Origin of the sequence: Hydrogenophaga sp. (genome assembly GCF_030656115.1) — a bacterium.
In the GTDB taxonomy this organism is placed as follows: Bacteria; Pseudomonadota; Gammaproteobacteria; order Burkholderiales; family Burkholderiaceae_C; genus Hydrogenophaga.
The window spans coordinates 1-15,733 of sequence record NZ_JAUSOO010000002.1; the positions used below are offsets into that span (position 1 = coordinate 1).

At 64.3% G+C, this 15,733-nt stretch carries 10 protein-coding genes; 7 read left to right on the top strand and 3 right to left on the bottom strand.

All coding sequences use genetic code 11. The features are described from left to right. The 3 genes from Q7J58_RS00015 to polA form a co-directional block, all read right to left on the bottom strand. Nucleotides 1-1,862: CRISPR-associated endonuclease Cas3'' (locus Q7J58_RS00015; RefSeq protein WP_304821602.1), on the bottom strand; the 1,862-nt coding region annotated here is incomplete at its 3' end. A gap of 174 nt (nt 1,863-2,036) precedes the next feature. Beyond that, a complete protein-coding gene (locus tag Q7J58_RS00020; protein ID WP_304821605.1) occupies nt 2,037-3,032 on the bottom strand; it encodes a WYL domain-containing protein in 996 nt (331 codons plus the stop codon). A gap of 79 nt (nt 3,033-3,111) precedes the next feature. Beyond that, nucleotides 3,112-5,994: a DNA polymerase I gene (polA, locus tag Q7J58_RS00025; protein ID WP_304821608.1), complete on the bottom strand. Its 2,883-nt coding sequence runs from the start codon at nt 5,992-5,994 to the stop codon at nt 3,112-3,114. 57 nt (nt 5,995-6,051) lie between these two features. Between polA and Q7J58_RS00030 the strand changes: the two genes are divergently transcribed. From Q7J58_RS00030 to Q7J58_RS00060, 7 genes are all read left to right on the top strand, one after another. Beyond that, nucleotides 6,052-6,375 carry a hypothetical protein gene (locus Q7J58_RS00030; RefSeq protein WP_304821611.1) on the top strand — a complete coding sequence of 108 codons (324 nt, stop codon included), beginning with the start codon at nt 6,052-6,054 and terminating at the stop codon, nt 6,373-6,375. Between the two features lie 20 nt (nt 6,376-6,395). After that, nucleotides 6,396-7,406 (top strand): homoserine kinase, encoded by a 1,011-nt coding sequence (locus tag Q7J58_RS00035; RefSeq protein ID WP_304821613.1) that lies wholly within the window; start codon nt 6,396-6,398, stop codon nt 7,404-7,406. Between the two features lie 28 nt (nt 7,407-7,434). After that, nucleotides 7,435-8,229 carry a BPSS1780 family membrane protein gene (locus Q7J58_RS00040; RefSeq protein ID WP_304821616.1) on the top strand — a complete coding sequence of 265 codons (795 nt, stop codon included), beginning with the start codon at nt 7,435-7,437 and terminating at the stop codon, nt 8,227-8,229. Nucleotides 8,230-8,263: 34 nt separating this feature from the next. Continuing rightward, on the top strand, nt 8,264-9,028 hold the full coding sequence (locus Q7J58_RS00045) for an iron dicitrate transport regulator FecR (protein ID WP_304821620.1): 765 nt from the start codon (nt 8,264-8,266) through the stop codon (nt 9,026-9,028). 110 nt (nt 9,029-9,138) lie between these two features. Beyond that, complete coding sequence (locus Q7J58_RS00050) at nt 9,139-11,370, top strand: PhoX family phosphatase (protein ID WP_304821623.1); 2,232 nt, start codon at nt 9,139-9,141, stop codon at nt 11,368-11,370. A 171-nt stretch (nt 11,371-11,541) separates the two neighbouring features. Then, on the top strand, nt 11,542-13,704 hold the full coding sequence (locus Q7J58_RS00055; protein WP_304821625.1) for a PhoX family phosphatase: 2,163 nt from the start codon (nt 11,542-11,544) through the stop codon (nt 13,702-13,704). Between the two features lie 163 nt (nt 13,705-13,867). Beyond that, nucleotides 13,868-15,730 (top strand): 5'-nucleotidase C-terminal domain-containing protein, encoded by a 1,863-nt coding sequence (locus tag Q7J58_RS00060; RefSeq protein WP_304821628.1) that lies wholly within the window; start codon nt 13,868-13,870, stop codon nt 15,728-15,730. Nucleotides 15,731-15,733: the final 3 nt, after the last annotated feature.

Below are 15,733 nucleotides of genomic sequence, written 5' to 3' on the forward strand. Positions count from 1 at the left end.
ACGCGCCCGCCAACGTCTTTGCGCACTTTGCCCAGTTGGGTTTCAACCGCTTGATCAAACAAGCGGCGGTCTTGTCGGCTGTACCGGCTGTGGTGAACGGTGCTGACGCCGTTGACTTTGAACAACCAGTTGTCGGGTCGATTCGCGGTCTGATCCCACTGCTGTGCCAGTGCTTCCAGTGCCTTCAAAGTGGCGACAGCGTTTGTCACGGTATTGCGCACCACCAGCACGCGTGCGCCTTGCGCTGCGGCGTCTGCCGCCAACGTAGCAACGCGCACGGGGTCGTCCATGGCGTCGCAGGTCGTCCAATGAACCGTTTTGTGTTGCGGGTTGCCCGCAACCGGTTGCAACTGAATGCCAGCGGCATTGCGGGAACTCACAGCGGGATAAGGCACTGCGCAGGCCTGTAACAGCGTAGACACTTCAACTTGTTTTGAGCAGCCTATGTTGAGATAGCGCGTACGCGCTGTGGCACCCAGCGTGGCGGAGAGCAGCATGGCCTGACCGCCTGTTTTGAGGTGTGCTTGCAGCAACTTTTCGAGCAACACGGCCATGTAGGCATCAGACGCATGAATTTCGTCAACAACCAACAGGCTACGGGCCAGCAAGGCATGGCGCATGTGGGCGTGACGCAGCTTGAGCGCGCCGAGCAAGGCTTGGTCGATGGTGCCCACGGCGATGGTGGCCGCTAAAAACCGCTTGGGGTTTTCTGCCACCCAGCGTTGGTGGGCCTTGGCGTCAGCGGGATGGTCGGGCCACTGCACTTCAAAGTCGGGCAAGCGGATTTTGAGTTGATCGTCGGCAGCTTCGTCGCCCGGCAATGCACGCACCACAACAGGCGCATGGATCGGCCAGAGTTTCTTGACCATGTCAAAAACACGCTGGTACAGCTGCGAGGCCGCTACGCGTGTGGGCAGTGCAAAGTAAAGGCTGTCAACACGGCCCGCTTGGAACAGTTGGACAAAGCGCCAAAGTGCCGCCTCGGTTTTGCCACTGCCCGTTTCTGCCTCAAGAACCACGGTGTTTTCCAGCGCCAAATCTGCGGCAGCGGTTTGCATGTGGCGGGCAGTGGGTACACCAAATGCAACGCTGAAAGTGGGTGGCGCGGTGAGCAATTCCGTGCGCCACGGCATGGCGTCCAGGCCAATGGTTTGCACGGCATACGCTGCATTTTTAGGTGCAGTTTTCACGCGGTTTTCGCCCGGTGAGGTGTAAGGGAAAAACCCGTCGCGGGTGTCTGAGCCCAGCCAGTCGGCCAATTGAACCAACCCGGCGAACAGGTGTGCAAACGCGGGCTGGTCTGGCAATGGGCGGTGACAGGTGGCAAAAGCCAGCGGGTAACTGTGTTGCAGGCGCTCCCCCATGTGGGCCATGGTGGCTGCGGGGTCGTAAACCACGGTGCCGCTTGGGTTGCGAACCGGTTGCCAGATGCGCTCTGCGGCTTGCATGGCGGGGTCTTCACCCAGTGGTCGTCCGTGGTGGCTGATGCTGGCGTGTAGCAATTGGGTCACAGCCTCTTCGCCCCACATCACGATTTCTGCAATGGGCAGACCCGCTGCATAGTGCTCGCCGTTGTTGACACCGCCTGAAATCAAGGCCCACCCTTCCGGGCCATGGCCCGAGGGCGAGCGCGCCGTCCAGTAGGCCGGTGGACTGTCTGGAGCCTGCCAGCGCCGCGCCTGAAACCCCGCATTGGCTTTACCTACATCGTGCAGAAAGACCAGCACGGCCAGTCGCTGTAAATCGGTTGCGTCGAGTTCTCGACCTGCCGTTTTTTCCAAAGATCTGCGAATGGCGGCGCATTCGGCCAGTGCCAAAAAGCAGGCCGCCACATCGGTCATGTGATCGAGCAAAGGATGCATGCCCGTCAACTGACCCGCCTTGTCCCGCGACAGCTTTCCCCATGCGACATTCGACGCCAACAAATTCCTATCCGTCTGTGCCTGTGGTTCTGACAAGATTTTTCCCCCTGAAAACGTTGAGTTGTTCAACGCTGATTTGCTGGTTGGTGGAGTGTCAAACCATTCGATCTCAATTCATGCGACATCCCCCAAGCGTTTCAGGCCCTCCCGCATTTTTTTCACCACAGCCGCCCGCAGCGCTGGCGGCGCCAGCACCTCCACCTCCGGCGTGTGCCGCAGGATGTCCATCACCAGTTCGCGGTCGTCGCTGTAGGGAATTTGCAGCACCCAATGGCCTTGGGCGTCCCATTCGCCTTTCTGCTCGGGGTGCCACTGCTCGGCGGCCACCCAGCGGGCGCGCTCGGGTGTGAAGCGCAGGCTGGCCCATTGCACGGCCTTGCCACTGAAGATGCCGTAGCCGTTGCCCAGGGTCTGGTTCAGTTCTTCGGTGTCCACATTGATGGCGGGCTCGTCCAAAACCACGGGGTGGCGGATGGCGTCCAGGCTGAAGCTGCGCAGTTCGTTGCGCTTGTGGCACCACGCGTCCAGCAGCCAGTTGCTGCGGTAATACACCAGGCGCTGGGGTGACACGGTGCGTTCGCTGTGTTCACCTGTTCCGCGCGCCTGGTATTGCATGGCCAGGCGGCGGCGCTGGCTCAGCGCCAGGCCCACGGTCTCGAAACTTTGCGGTGGCACCTGGCGCTGCCCAAGGCCGATGACGCGGATGCGCTCGCTGAGTTGCCGCTCGGCGGCGCTGTCCAGACCCGATTGACGCAGTATTTTTTTCAGCCGTTGTTCCAGTGGCTGCAGGTGGCGCTGCATCAGGTCGCCGGGCTGAATTTCCCGCAGCAGGTGTTCCAGCGTGAGCAGCGCCAGCACCTCAGACGGTTTGAACCACAAACCGGCCAGCTCTTCGGGAGCGTCTTCCGCTTGGCCAGAAGCGCGCCAGTGGTAGCACTGGGCTTCTCTGTCCCAATGAATGGGGTGGTTCAGTCCATTGCGCAGCCAGGCCAGATCGCGCATGAGGGTGGCGCGTGATGCGCCGGTCTCGGCCTGCAATTCGGCCAGCGTGGTGCGCCTGCGCGTGCGCAGAAACGCGGCGAGGTGGTAAATCCGGTCGGTCTTGTTCATGCATCGTCCTCCCTGTGCGGTGGCGACCTGATGGCCGCTCTGGTTTGTCCGCGATGATGTGGTGATCTGCCTCGCTCCCTCAGTGCGCCTGGTCCCAGTTCGCCCCCACGCCCACCTCGGCCAGCAGCGGCACTTTGAGCGCGGCCACACCAGCCATGAGGCGCGGTATCTCGGTTTTCAGCCAGTCCACCTCCGCCTCCGGCACCTCAAACACCAGTTCGTCGTGCACCTGCATGATCATCTTGGTGCCCCTGCCCTGCTCGTCCAGCGCTTTTTGCACCGCCACCATGCTGAGTTTGATGAGGTCGGCGGCGGTGCCTTGCATGGGGGCGTTGATGGCGGCGCGCTCGGCGCCGCTGCGGCGCTGGCCGTTGGGGCTGTTGATTTCGGGCAGGTACAGGCGCCGGCCGAACACGGTTTCCACATAGCCCTGGGCTTTGGCTTGTTCTTTGGTGTCGTCCATGTACTGCTTGACGCCGGCGAAGCGGTCGAAATAGCGGGTGATGTAGTTTTTGGCGGCGGTGTTGTCGATGGCCAGGGCTTTGGCCAGGCCGAAGGCGCTCATGCCGTAGATGAGGCCGAAGTTGATGACCTTGGCGTAGCGGCGCTGCTCGCTGCTGACTTGGGCGGGCTCCAGGCCAAACACCTCGGCGGCGGTGGCACGGTGCACGTCGATGCCTTCGTGGAAGGCTTTGAGCAGGGCCGCGTCGCCGCTGATGTGGGCCATGATGCGCAGCTCGATTTGTGAATAGTCGGCGCTGGCAATGACGCTGCCGACGGGGGCCACGAAGGCTTCGCGCACTTTGCGGCCTTCGGGCGTGCGGATGGGGATGTTCTGCAGGTTGGGGTCGTTGCTGGACAGGCGCCCTGTGACGGCCACGGCCTGCGCGTAGTGGGTGTGCACGCGGCCGGTGCGCGGGTGGGCCAGTTGGGCGAGTTTGTCGGTGTAGGTGCCTTTGAGTTTGGACAGGCCCCGGTGCTCCAGAATTTTGGCGGGCAGCGGGTAGTCTTCGGCCAGCTTTTCCAGCACCTCTTCGTCGGTGCTGCGGGCGCCGGTGGCGGTTTTCTTGATGACGGGCAGACCGAGTTTGTCGAAGAAGATTTCGCCCAGTTGCTTCGGGCTGCTCAGGTTGAACGGTTGGCCCGCAATCTCATACGCCTCTTGCTCCAGCGCGTGGATGCGCGAGCCGATGTCGTGGCTTTGTTTGGCCAGCGTGGGCGCGTCGATCAGCACGCCGTTGCGTTCAATGCGGTACAGCGCTTCGCTGCTGGCAATTTCCAGCTCGTAAATGAAGCGCAGCTTGGCGTCGGCCTGCAGTTGCGGCCACAGCACGCGGTGCACGTCCAGCGTCTGGTCGCTGTCTTCGCACGAATATTCGGCGGCTTTGGGCACGTCCACCTGGGCAAACGGGATTTGGTGGGCGCCTTTGCCGCACAGGTCTTCGTAGGCAATGCCGCTGCGGCCCAGGTGGCGCTGGGCCAGGCTGGCCAGGCCGTGGGGCTTGTGCACTTCCAACACATAGCTTTGCAGCATGGTGTCGTGCGTGTAGCCCTGCACTTCAATGCCGTGGTTGGCGAAGACGTGGCGGTCGTATTTGATGTGTTGGCCGAGTTTGTGGTGGGCCGGGTTTTCCAGCCAGGGTTTGAGCTGGGCCAGCGCCTCGTCGAACGGCAGTTGCTCGGGCGCGTCGGGCCCGGCGTGGCGCAGCGGAATGTAGGCGGCCTGGCCGGGCACCACGCTGAAGCTGATGCCGACGATCTCGGCGCGCATGTCGTCGAGCGAGGTGGTTTCGGTGTCCACGGCCACCAGCTCGGCGGCTTGCAGGCGGGCCAGCCAGGCGTGGAAGGCTTCCCAGGTGAGGATGGTTTCGTACTGGACGGCGGGGGGTTGGGCGTTGTCCGCTGTGGGGGGTGGCGTGTCGTCGGGTTCTGAGAAGAGGTCGTGGGTGGGGGAGCCCCTCACCCCAGCCCTCTCCCCAGAGGGGCGAGGGAGTGAAGACCCCAGTTCGGCTGCGGGGCGAGGGGACGAAGACCCCAGCGACTGCGCCAGGCCTTTGAAGCCATAGGTTTCGTAAAAGGTTTTGAGCGGCGCGGTTTGCGGCTTGCCGAGGCGGATGGCGTCGAGCGCCGGCAGGTCGGGCACCCAGCCGTTCAGGTCGCAGTCGGTCTTGATGGTGAGCAATTGGCGGCCGGTGGGCAGCCAGTCCAGGGCTTTGCGCAGGTTCTCGCCCACGGCGCCCTTGACCTGGTCGGCCTGGGCCATGAGGGCGTCCACAGAGCCGTATTCCTGCAGCAGCTTGACGGCGGTCTTGGGGCCCACCTTGTGCACGCCGGGCACGTTGTCCACCGTGTCGCCCACCAGCATCTGGTAGTCCACCATGAGCCGCGCAGGCACGCCGAACTCGGCCTCCACACCGGCCAGGTCGCGCACCTTGCCGCTCATGGTGTCGATGATGGCGATGTGCTCGCTCACCAGCTGCGCCAGGTCTTTGTCGCCGCTGGAGATGACGACCTCGATGCCCTGCTGGGCGGCGATGACGGCCAGGGTGCCGATCACGTCGTCGGCTTCCACGCCAGGCACGTCCAGCACCGGCCAGCCCATGAGGCGAACCACCTCGTGGATGGGTGCGATCTGGCTGCGCAGGTCGTCCGGCATGGGGCTGCGCTGGGCCTTGTATTCGGGGTAGATGGCGTCGCGAAAGGTGGGGCCTTTGGCGTCGAACACACAGGCACCGTACACCGAGGGAAAGTCTTTCAGCAGCTTTTGCATCATGTTGATCATGATGCGGATGGCGCCGGTCTTGTACACCGTGCCGTCGGGCAGGGTGGTGCTCATGGATTCACCGCCGGCAAAGAAGGCGCGGTAGAGGTAGCTGGAGCCGTCGACCAGCAGCAAGGTGGGGCGGCGGGCGGCATCGGCCGCGGCGCTGGGCGGGGTGTGGGGCGTGGGTTCTTCGGACATGGCGCCATTGTGGGGGATGGCGGCGCTGGCGCCGGGCCGGCTTGCCTACAATTGGGCATGCACTTGACTTTGCGTCTGTTGACGTTTCCCACCCTGTGGCTGGCCCTGAATGCTGCGGCCCAGACACCCACCACACCGCCCGAGACGCCCGTCACACTGCCGATGGCGCCGCACCCCGAGCGCATCACGCACGAAGACGCGCTCTCGCGCATTGACGAGTTGCGTGTGGGTGGACAAACGCAGCGCATCGACGTGCAACCCAAAAACGGTGCACCCGCCTACCACATACAAACCGGCCAGGGGCAGCCCACCGGCCTGGACAGCGCGAGCCAGCCCGCCGGCAACGCCGGGCGCAGCAGCTGGCGCATCCTGAGTTTCTGAACCCCCTTCCGCTCTTTCACATGGCCGTTTACACCGAAGTCCCGTTCGACGAAGCCGCAGCCCTGCTGCGCACCCTGAACCTGGGCCAACTCACCCAGCTGCAGGGCATCAAGGGCGGTATTGAGAACACCAACTATTTCGTGACCAGCGAACGCGATGGCGTGGTGCTGGAGCACGTGCTCACGCTGTTTGAGCGCCTGGGCTTTGATCAACTGCCGTTTTACCTGCACCTGATGAAGCACCTGGCGGGCCAAGGCATTGCCGTGCCCAACCCGGCCGCCACCGCCAAGGGCGCCATCTTGCACCGCGTGCAGGGCAAACCGGCGGCGGTGGTGGACAAGCTGCGCGGCAAAAGCCAACTGCAGCCGGCCGCGAGCCACTGCCGCGCCGTGGGCGCCATGCTGGCCCGCATGCACCTGGCCGGGCGCGATTTCGCCATGAGCCAGCCCAACCTGCGCGGCCTGCCGTGGTGGAACGAGACGGTGCCGGTGGTGCTGCCGTTTTTGAGCGCAGCGCAGGCCGCGTTGATCCGCTCTGAGCTGGCTTTTCAGAACCATGTGGCGGCCAGCCCGGCGTATGCGGCCTTGCCGCGTGGGCCCATTCACGCCGACCTGTTTCGCGACAACGTGATGTTTGACGGCGAGGAGCTCACCGGCTTTTTTGACTTTTACTTTGCCGGCTGCGACAGCTTTTTGTTTGACATTGCCGTGTGCCTGAACGACTGGTGTGTGACACACAGCAGCGACGACACCGATGGCGCCCACCACGCCGAACGGGCGCAGGCGTTTCTGGCCGCTTACCAGGCGGTGCGCCCCTTGACGGCGGCCGAGCGCAGCCTGCTGGGCGCCATGCTGCGCGCGGGGGCGCTGCGCTTCTGGATCTCGCGGCTGTGGGACTTGCATCTGCCGCGCGAAGCCGCCATGCTGCAGGCACACGACCCGGCGCATTTTGAACGCGTGCTGCGCCACCGGGTGCGCCACGCCGAACACCTTTCAACGTCCCTGCTCGATGCGCCCTGCCCGGCGCACTGAGACGGCCTCAACCTGTGCACCCTCTTCCATGAAACTCCAAATCGTCCCCGCAAGTACCGGCCTGTCCTGGGTCAAGCTGGGGGTCAAAACCTTCTTCCGCCAGCCGCTGGCCATGTCGGGCCTGTTCTTCATGTTCATGGCGGTGGTGTCGTTGCTGTCGGTGGTGCCGTTCATTGGCACCGCCATTTCGCTGGGGCTGGTGCCCGCTGCAACACTGGGCCTGATGGCGGCGAGCCGCGAAGCGGTGGCGGGGCGGTTTCCCATGCCGGTGACGCTGCTCACGGCCTTTCGTTCGGGCGCAGACCGCACACGCCCCATGCTTGTCTTGGGCGGCCTGTACGCCGGTGCGCTGCTGCTGGTGCTGGGCCTGGCGGCTTTGCTGGGGCCTGCGGGCGGCACGCCGGTGGCGCTGACCGACGGCGAGGTCACGCCCGAGGCCATGCGCTCGGCCTTTATGAGCCAGGGTATGTGGGTGGCCATGCTGGCTTATGTGCCGGTGCTCATGGCCTTTTGGCACGCGCCGGCGCTGGTGCACTGGCACGGCGTGAGCCCGGGCAAAAGCCTGTTTTTCAGCGCCATGGCGTGCTGGCGCAACAAGGGCGCCATGCTGGTCTACACCCTGGGCTGGGTGGGCGTGTTCATGCTGATGGGGCTGGTGATGAGCTTGCTGGGCGCCATGTTGGGCGGAGCGAGCGCACTGAACCTGATCATGTACCCCATGGTGCTGTTCATGGCGTCGATGTTCCACACCTCGATTTACTTCACCTTTCGCGACAGTTTCGACACGGGCGAGCCGCCCGAACTGGCCGATGCCGCGGCCTGATCGCTTTGTTTGAATCTGCCTCTGGAGAATGCGCATGACCCAACACACCTTGCAAGGCCGCAGCGAAGACGAAGTGACGTGGTTTCAGCGCCGCGACACCCTCAAGGCCGCTGCCGCCTGGGTGGCCATGGGCGGCATGCCCATGGCCCTGGCCCAGCAGCGCAGCAACGTGGTGGAGTTCGTGGGCGACATTGCGCTGAACGGTCAGCGCATGGTGCCGCAACAGAACATTCAGACCGGCGACGAGATTGCCACCGGCCCCGCCTCGCGCCTGGTGTTCGTGGTGGGCAATGCCGCTTTTCATGTGCGACAAAACTCGCGCCTCACGGTGGAGCGCGGCGCAACGCTGAACACGGTGAGCCTGCTGCGCTTGCTGACGGGTGCGGTGGTCAGTGTGTTCGGGCGCGGCGCCAACCGCGCCATCGTCACGCCCACACTCACCGCCGGTATTCGCGGCACGGGGGTGTACACCGAAATCATGGACGACCAGGGTGGGCGCACCTACTTCTGCAATTGCTACGGCACGGTGGACGTGACGGCGGGCGGCGGCCAGCGGGCTTTGTCGGAGGCCAGTTACCACCAGTCGTTCTGGGGCGAGCCTGCGGCCCGCAACGGGCGCTTTCTGCGGCCTGCGAACGCCATCAACCACACCGACGAGGAACTCGAATTTCTCGCCCGCCTGATCGGCCAGCGCACCGCCTGGCAGATTGCCGGCAAACCCGGTGTGAAAGACGGCAAAGGCTACATGGAAGACCAGCCGGGGCGGCTGCACCCGGCGATGACGGTGCCGTTGCGCTGAGCCCGCCGGAATGACCGCGCAGGGCGTCGCGGAAACTTCATGCAGGCTTCATGCCTGTGTCACAGACGGTAGCGAGACTGGGTGTTTTCAACCCAGCCATGAGACCGTCCATGAACGCTCGAACCCCCGTTGACCTGCAAACCAGCCTGAAGATGGACGAAGACTCCAACCAGTCTTCCAACCCCAGTTTCGACGCCGTGCTGTCCGCACGCCTGAGCCGCCGTGGCCTGCTGCGAGGCAGCGTCGGCACCGTGGGCACCGCCATGCTGGGTGGCGTGGCCCTGACCGCCTGCGGTGGCGGTGACGACGCTGTCATCACACCCGTGACACCCACAGAAACCCTGCTGGGCTTTGATGCTGTGGCCAAGAGCTTGGCCGATGTGGTGGTGGTTCCCCCCGGTTACTCCACCAGCGTCCTCTACGCCCTGGGCGATCCGCTCACCGCCACCACCCCAGCCTATAAAAACGACGGCACCGACACCGACTTTGAGAACCGCGCGGGCGACCACCACGATGGCATGGAGTGGTTTGGTCTGGACACTGCGGGCAAGCCGTCGCTCACCTCCACCGACCGTGGCCTGCTGGCCATGAACCACGAAGCCACGACCGACGAAACCCGCAGCTCGTTCTTTCTGCACGCCGACGGCGGCACCACCACGCTGCCGCGTCCGGCCAGCGAAGTGGACAAGGAAACGGCCATCCACGGCATCTCGGTGGTTGAAGTGAAAAGCACCAGCGGCAAGTGGGCCACCGTACCCGCTTCGGCGTTCAACTTCCGCCTGACGTCTTTGAGCGAAAACATCCAGCTCACCGGCCCAGCACGCGGTAACTCCTTGATGGTGACCAAGTATTCCAACGACGGCACCAAGACCCGCGGCACGCTGAACAACTGCGGCACCGGCAAAACGCCCTGGGGCACCTTCCTGACCGGCGAAGAAAACTGGGCGGGCTACTTCACCCGCAGCGCCACCGACGACACGACCCGCGGTGGCGCCACCGCCAAGAGCGTGGTGGCCCTCAAGCGCTACGGCCGCAATGCAGGATCGGGTAGCCGCCACGGCTGGGAATCGGCTGGCACCGCCGACAAATACGCCCGCTGGGACATCAGCCAAGGCACGGGCGCGGCCACCGACGACTACCGCAACGAAATCAACACCTTCGGCTACATCGTCGAGATTGATGCCTACGACAAGACCAAGACCGCCCGCAAGCGCACCGCTCTGGGCCGCTTCGCCCACGAAAGCGCGGCCTTCGGGAAGCTCGTGGTCGGTCAGCCGCTGGCCGTCTACATGGGTGACGACTCGCGCGGCGAGTACATCTACAAGTTCGTGTCCACCAAAACCTGGGTGGCCGCCGATGCCAACCCGACCGACCGCATCACCACCGGCGACACCTACCTGGACGCTGGCAAGCTCTACGCCGCCAAGTTCAACAGCGACGGCACAGGCGACTGGATCGAACTGTCCATCAGCAACACGCTGATTGCCAACTTCGCGACCTACGACTTCGCCGACCAGGCCGATGTGTTGGTGAATGCCCGCCTGGCTGCCGACGCCGTGGGCGCCACCAAGATGGACCGCCCGGAATGGTGTTCCACCAACGTGGCCAATGGCGAGATCTACTTCACACTGACCAACAACAGCAACCGCGCGGTCAACTCCGCCACCATGCCCCCCGACAGCGCCAACCCGCGCGTGTACGCGGACATCAAGAACGGCACCAGCACGCAGAACGGCAACCCGAACGGCCATGTGCTGCGTGTGAAAGAAGGCACCGTGGGCAACGCCGCCACCGGCTTCAGCTGGGACGTGTACGTGTTCGGCGCCGAATCCAGCGCGGCACCGGGCACGGTCAACCTGTCCAGTCTGACCGACGACCAGGACTTCTCCAGCCCCGACGGCCTGGTGTTCAGCCCGGCCACCGGCATCATGTGGATCCAGACCGACGACGGCGCCTACACCGACGTCAGCAACTGCATGATGGTTGCGGCGCTGCCCGGCACCGTGGGCGACGGCGCCAAGAAAACACTGACCTACGCCGCCACCGCCGGCACGCTGACAGTGGACACCTATGTGGGCAAAGCCCCGGGTGCCGACAACCTCAAGCGCTTCCTGGTGGGCCCCAAGGCCTGCGAGATCACGGGACTGTGTGAGACGCCTGACGGCAAAGCGATGTTCATCAACGTCCAGCACCCGGGGGAAACCACGGCCCAGGCCGACATTGCCGACGCGACGAAATACACCAGCCAGTGGCCCAGCAACGCAGGCTACGGCGCAGGCAAGCGGCCACGCTCGGCCACCATCGTGATCACCAAAAACGACGGCGGCCGCATCGGTAGTTAAGGCCAGCGCACAGGCCCGCTGACAAAATCAGCGGGCCTGTCGCCGCAACAAAAATAAAAACCTTGAGACGGGCAGCATTTCGCTGACCCGTCTTTTTTGCCTTTGGGCTGTCACGAAAATTTCATGGCACAACCCGACACTGACCGGACCAGCAACCGCCATCGCAAAACCATGCACCACGACACCACGCGACTTGCCACCGACTTCAACGAAGAAGACTCCAACACCAGCAGCAACCCGGCCTTTGTGCAGGTGCTTGAAACCCGCCTGAACCGCCGCAGCCTGTTCAAGGGCGCGGGCATGGCCGGCGCTGCCCTGGGCGCCACCGCCCTCACCGGCTGCGCCACCACGGGCCAAGCGGGCAGCACGGTCCAGCAGTTGGGCTTCAAGCCGGTGGCCAAAACCACCGCCGACCGCGTCAGCGTGCCCGAGGGCTACACCGCGCAGGTGATTTACGCGCTGGGCGATCCGCTGACCGGTAACACACCTGCCTTCAAAAACGACGGCACCGACACCGAATGGGGCGCCCGCGCCGGTGACCACCACGACGGCATTGAATGGTTCGGCCTGGACGCCAGCGGCCAACCCTCGGACCGCTTTGCCTCGCGCGGTCTGCTGGCCATGAACCACGAAGCCACGACCGACGAAAAACGCGCCTCCTTTTTCATTCACGCCAACGGCGGCACCGCCACCCTGCCCCGCCCCGCGTCGGAGATCGACAAAGAACTGATGATTCACGGCATATCGGTGGTGGAGGTGCAAACCGATGGCAAGAAGTGGGCTTACAAACCCGCGTCTGCCTTCAACCGCCGCGTCACCACCATGACCGACGTGGCGCTGAGCGGCCCCGCCAAAGGCAGCGAACACCTGGTCACACGGTACAGCCCAGACGGCACCCGCGCCCGTGGCACGCTGAACAACTGCGGCACCGGGCGCACGCCCTGGGGCACCTTCGTGAGCGGCGAAGAAAACTGGTTTGGCTATTTCCACCGCGACGCCAAGGACGACGACACGCGCAAAAAAGACAAACAGGTGCAAGCCCTGAACCGCTACGGTCGCAAAGCCGGTGCCGCCAGCCGCCACGGCTGGGAATCGGGTGGCAGCGCCGACACCTACGCCCGCTGGAACAACAGCGCTCTGGGGGCCAGGGCCCAAGACGACTACCGCAACGAAATGAACACGTTCGGCTACATCGTGGAGCTGGACCCGTACAACACCGGCGCCCAACTGGTCAAGCGCACCGCGCTGGGCCGCATGGGCCATGAAAACGTGACCTTCGACCGCGTGGTCGCTGACCAGCCGGTGGTGGCTTACATGGGCGACGACGCGCGCGGCGAGTACATCTACAAGTTCGTTTCTAACGCGAAGTGGGACCCGAAAGACGCCCAAGGCGCCAACCGCCTGGCCGCGGGTGACAAGTACCTCGACAAGGGCACGCTGTTTGTGGCCCGCTTCAAGGAAGATGGCACGGGCGAATGGGTCGAGCTGTCGATGAAGAACCCGGTGATCGCCAACAGCTCGTACTTTGAATTCAAGAGCGACGCCGACGTGGCGATCTTCACCCGCCTGGCCGCCGACGCCGTGGCCGCCACCAAGATGGACCGCCCCGAGTGGGCCGGTGTGAACCCGAAAAACGGCGAGGTCTACATCACGCTGACCAACAACAGCAACCGCACCGTGGCCACCGCCGACAGCGCCAACCCGCGTGTGTACACCGACCTGAAGGGCAGCAAAGAGCAAAAGGGCAACGTCAACGGCCACATCGTGCGCCTCTCGCACAGCAAACCGACCGACGCCGCCTTCCGCTGGGACATCTACCTGTTCGCCTCCGAGGCGGGCGCTGACAAAGCCACCGTGAATTTGTCGAACCTGACCGACGAGAACGACCTGTCTTCGCCCGACGGCCTGGTGTTCAGCCCGGCCACCGGCGTGTGCTGGATCCAGACCGACGACGGCGCCTACACCGACAAGACCAACTGCATGCTGCTGGCGGCCCTGCCCGGCCAACGCGGTGACGGCAGCACGAAGACCTTGGCCTACGGTGACAAAACCGTCACCACCCATGTGGGCAAGCCGCCGTCCCCGGCCACCCTCAAGCGCTTCCTGGTGGGCCCACGCGGTGCCGAAATCACGGGCATCACCGAAACGCCGGACGGCCGTGCGATCTTTGTGAACGTGCAGCACGCGGGCGAAAACACCGCCATGGCCGATGTGAACAACCCGGCCAAGTTTGAAAGCCAATGGCCCGCCAACGCCGGCTACGGCGCCGGCCAGCGCCCACGCTCGGCCACCATCGTCATCACCAAAAACGACGGCGGCGTGATCGGCACCTGAACCCAGCCCAAGCCAGGACAACTCAGGACAACTCGGAGATGCCGGCCTTCGCAGGCTGGCTTCAAGCGGCCCTCGGGCCGCTTTTTTTCTTCACCGTTCTGTCAACGGCTTTACACACAAGGTCCGCAGCATAGGGTTCTTGTCCACAAAACCTCCTTGCGCCATGACCCTGCTGCACCGAACCTTTCCCTCGGCCCTGATCTCGTTGCTGATGGCGGCCACCCTGAGCGCCTGTGGCGGCTCCGACCCTGTGCCCGCCGCAGAACCCAGCTTTGCTGCGGTGAGCGTGACACTGGCCCACGTCAACGACCACCATTCTCAGTTGGATGCCTTCGCCAACACCGAATTGGTGCTGGGTGGCGTGGCCACACAAGTGGATCTGGGCGGTTTCCCCCGGGTCACCACCGCCTTTCAGCGCTACGCCAACCGCTCGGACGTGATCAAACTGCACGCGGGCGATGCCATCACCGGCTCGCTGTACTACACCTTGTTCAAAGGCGAAGCCGATGCCGCCATGATGAACAGCGTCTGCTTCGACGCCTTTGCCCTGGGCAACCACGAGTTTGACGATGGCGATGCGGGCCTGAAAAAGTTTCTGGACTTCCTGCGCAGCGGCAGCTGCCAGACGCCGGTGCTGGCCGCCAACGTGAAGCCGCAAGCCGGCACACCGCTGGCCAGCGGCTACCTGCAGCCCTACACCCTCAAAACCGTCAACGGCGTGAAGATCGCCGTCATCGGCATCGACATCAAGGGCAAGACCACCAACTCGTCGCGCCCGCTGAACACCACCGTGTTTGAAGACGAGGCCACCGCGGCCCAGCGCACCATCGACGAACTGAAGGCGCAGGGCATTCGCCACATCGTGCTGCTCACGCACCAGGGCTATGAGGCCGACAAGGCACTGGCAGCGCAACTGACCGACGTGGACGCCATCGTGGGCGGCGACTCGCATTCGCTCCTGGGCGACTTCACGGCCCTGGGCCTGAGCAGCTCGGGCGAATACCCCACCCGCGTCACCAACAAAGACGGCAAGCTCGTGTGCGTGGTGCAGGCCTGGGAATACAGCAAAGCCCTGGGCGAGCTGAACCTCAACTTCAACACCCAAGGCGAGGTGGACAGCTGCACGGGCCAGGCCTCGCTGCTGGTGGGCTCCAGCTTCAAACGCAAAGACGACAAAGGCACGTTTGTGGCGGTGGACGATGCCACCCGGCTGCAGATCATCCAGTCGCTGGCCAGCGTGCCCACGGTGCGGGTGGTGGAGCCCGAAACCGTGGCCGCGCTCACGCTGGCGGGCTTCTCCAGCCAGGTGACGGCCAAGAAGGCCGAAACCATTGGCACGGCAACCGAGGCCTTGTGCCTGGTGCGCGTGCCCGGTGAGAGCACCAACCGCTCGGCGGGCACGGCCGGCTGCGAAACCGCCAACACGCTGGCACGCGGCAGCGACGCCGCGCAGGTGGTGGCCGAGGCCTTTTTGGCCGGTAGCCTGGCAGCGGACGTGGCGATTCAGAACGCCGGTGGCGTGCGCATTCCCGTGCCCGCCGGCACGCTGAGCATGAACACGGCCTTCACCCTGCTGCCCTTCACCAACGTGCTGGTGGAGTTGCCCATGACGGGCCAGCAGATCGTGAATGTGCTGGAAGACGCGGTGTCCAACCACCTGGACAGCGCGCAATCCAATGGCTCGCACCCCTACGCCGCCGCGCTGCGCTGGGACCTGGACATGAGCAAGGCCAAAGGCAGCCGCTTCAGCAATGTGCAGGTGCGCAACCGCGCCACCGGCGTCTGGAGCGCCATTGAGCCCGCCCGCACCTACACCGTGGCCACCAACGACTTCATTGCCAGCGGCAAAGACGGCTACACCACCTTCGGCACCGTCTACGCCACCGGCAACTACGTCAACAACTACCTGCTCTACACCCAGACCTTTGTGGACTATGTGCTGGCGCAGGGCAGCATCAGCCGCCCGGCTGCGGCCAACTACGCGCACCAGAAGGTGACCACGGTCGGCGGCACGGTGCTGCCGTAAGGC

Excerpts from the sequence above, each read along its gene's own strand:
- Q7J58_RS00020 (WP_304821605.1), bottom strand. The coding sequence starts at position 3,032 with ATGAACAAGACCGACCGGATTTACCACCTCGCCGCGTTTCTGCGCACG.
- polA (WP_304821608.1), bottom strand. The coding sequence starts at position 5,994 with ATGTCCGAAGAACCCACGCCCCACACCCCGCCCAGCGCCGCGGCCGAT.
- Q7J58_RS00030 (WP_304821611.1), top strand. The coding sequence starts at position 6,052 with ATGCACTTGACTTTGCGTCTGTTGACGTTTCCCACCCTGTGGCTGGCC.
- Q7J58_RS00035 (WP_304821613.1), top strand. The coding sequence starts at position 6,396 with ATGGCCGTTTACACCGAAGTCCCGTTCGACGAAGCCGCAGCCCTGCTG.
- Q7J58_RS00040 (WP_304821616.1), top strand. The coding sequence starts at position 7,435 with ATGAAACTCCAAATCGTCCCCGCAAGTACCGGCCTGTCCTGGGTCAAG.
- Q7J58_RS00045 (WP_304821620.1), top strand. The coding sequence starts at position 8,264 with ATGACCCAACACACCTTGCAAGGCCGCAGCGAAGACGAAGTGACGTGG.
- Q7J58_RS00050 (WP_304821623.1), top strand. The coding sequence starts at position 9,139 with ATGAACGCTCGAACCCCCGTTGACCTGCAAACCAGCCTGAAGATGGAC.
- Q7J58_RS00055 (WP_304821625.1), top strand. The coding sequence starts at position 11,542 with ATGCACCACGACACCACGCGACTTGCCACCGACTTCAACGAAGAAGAC.
- Q7J58_RS00060 (WP_304821628.1), top strand. The coding sequence starts at position 13,868 with ATGACCCTGCTGCACCGAACCTTTCCCTCGGCCCTGATCTCGTTGCTG.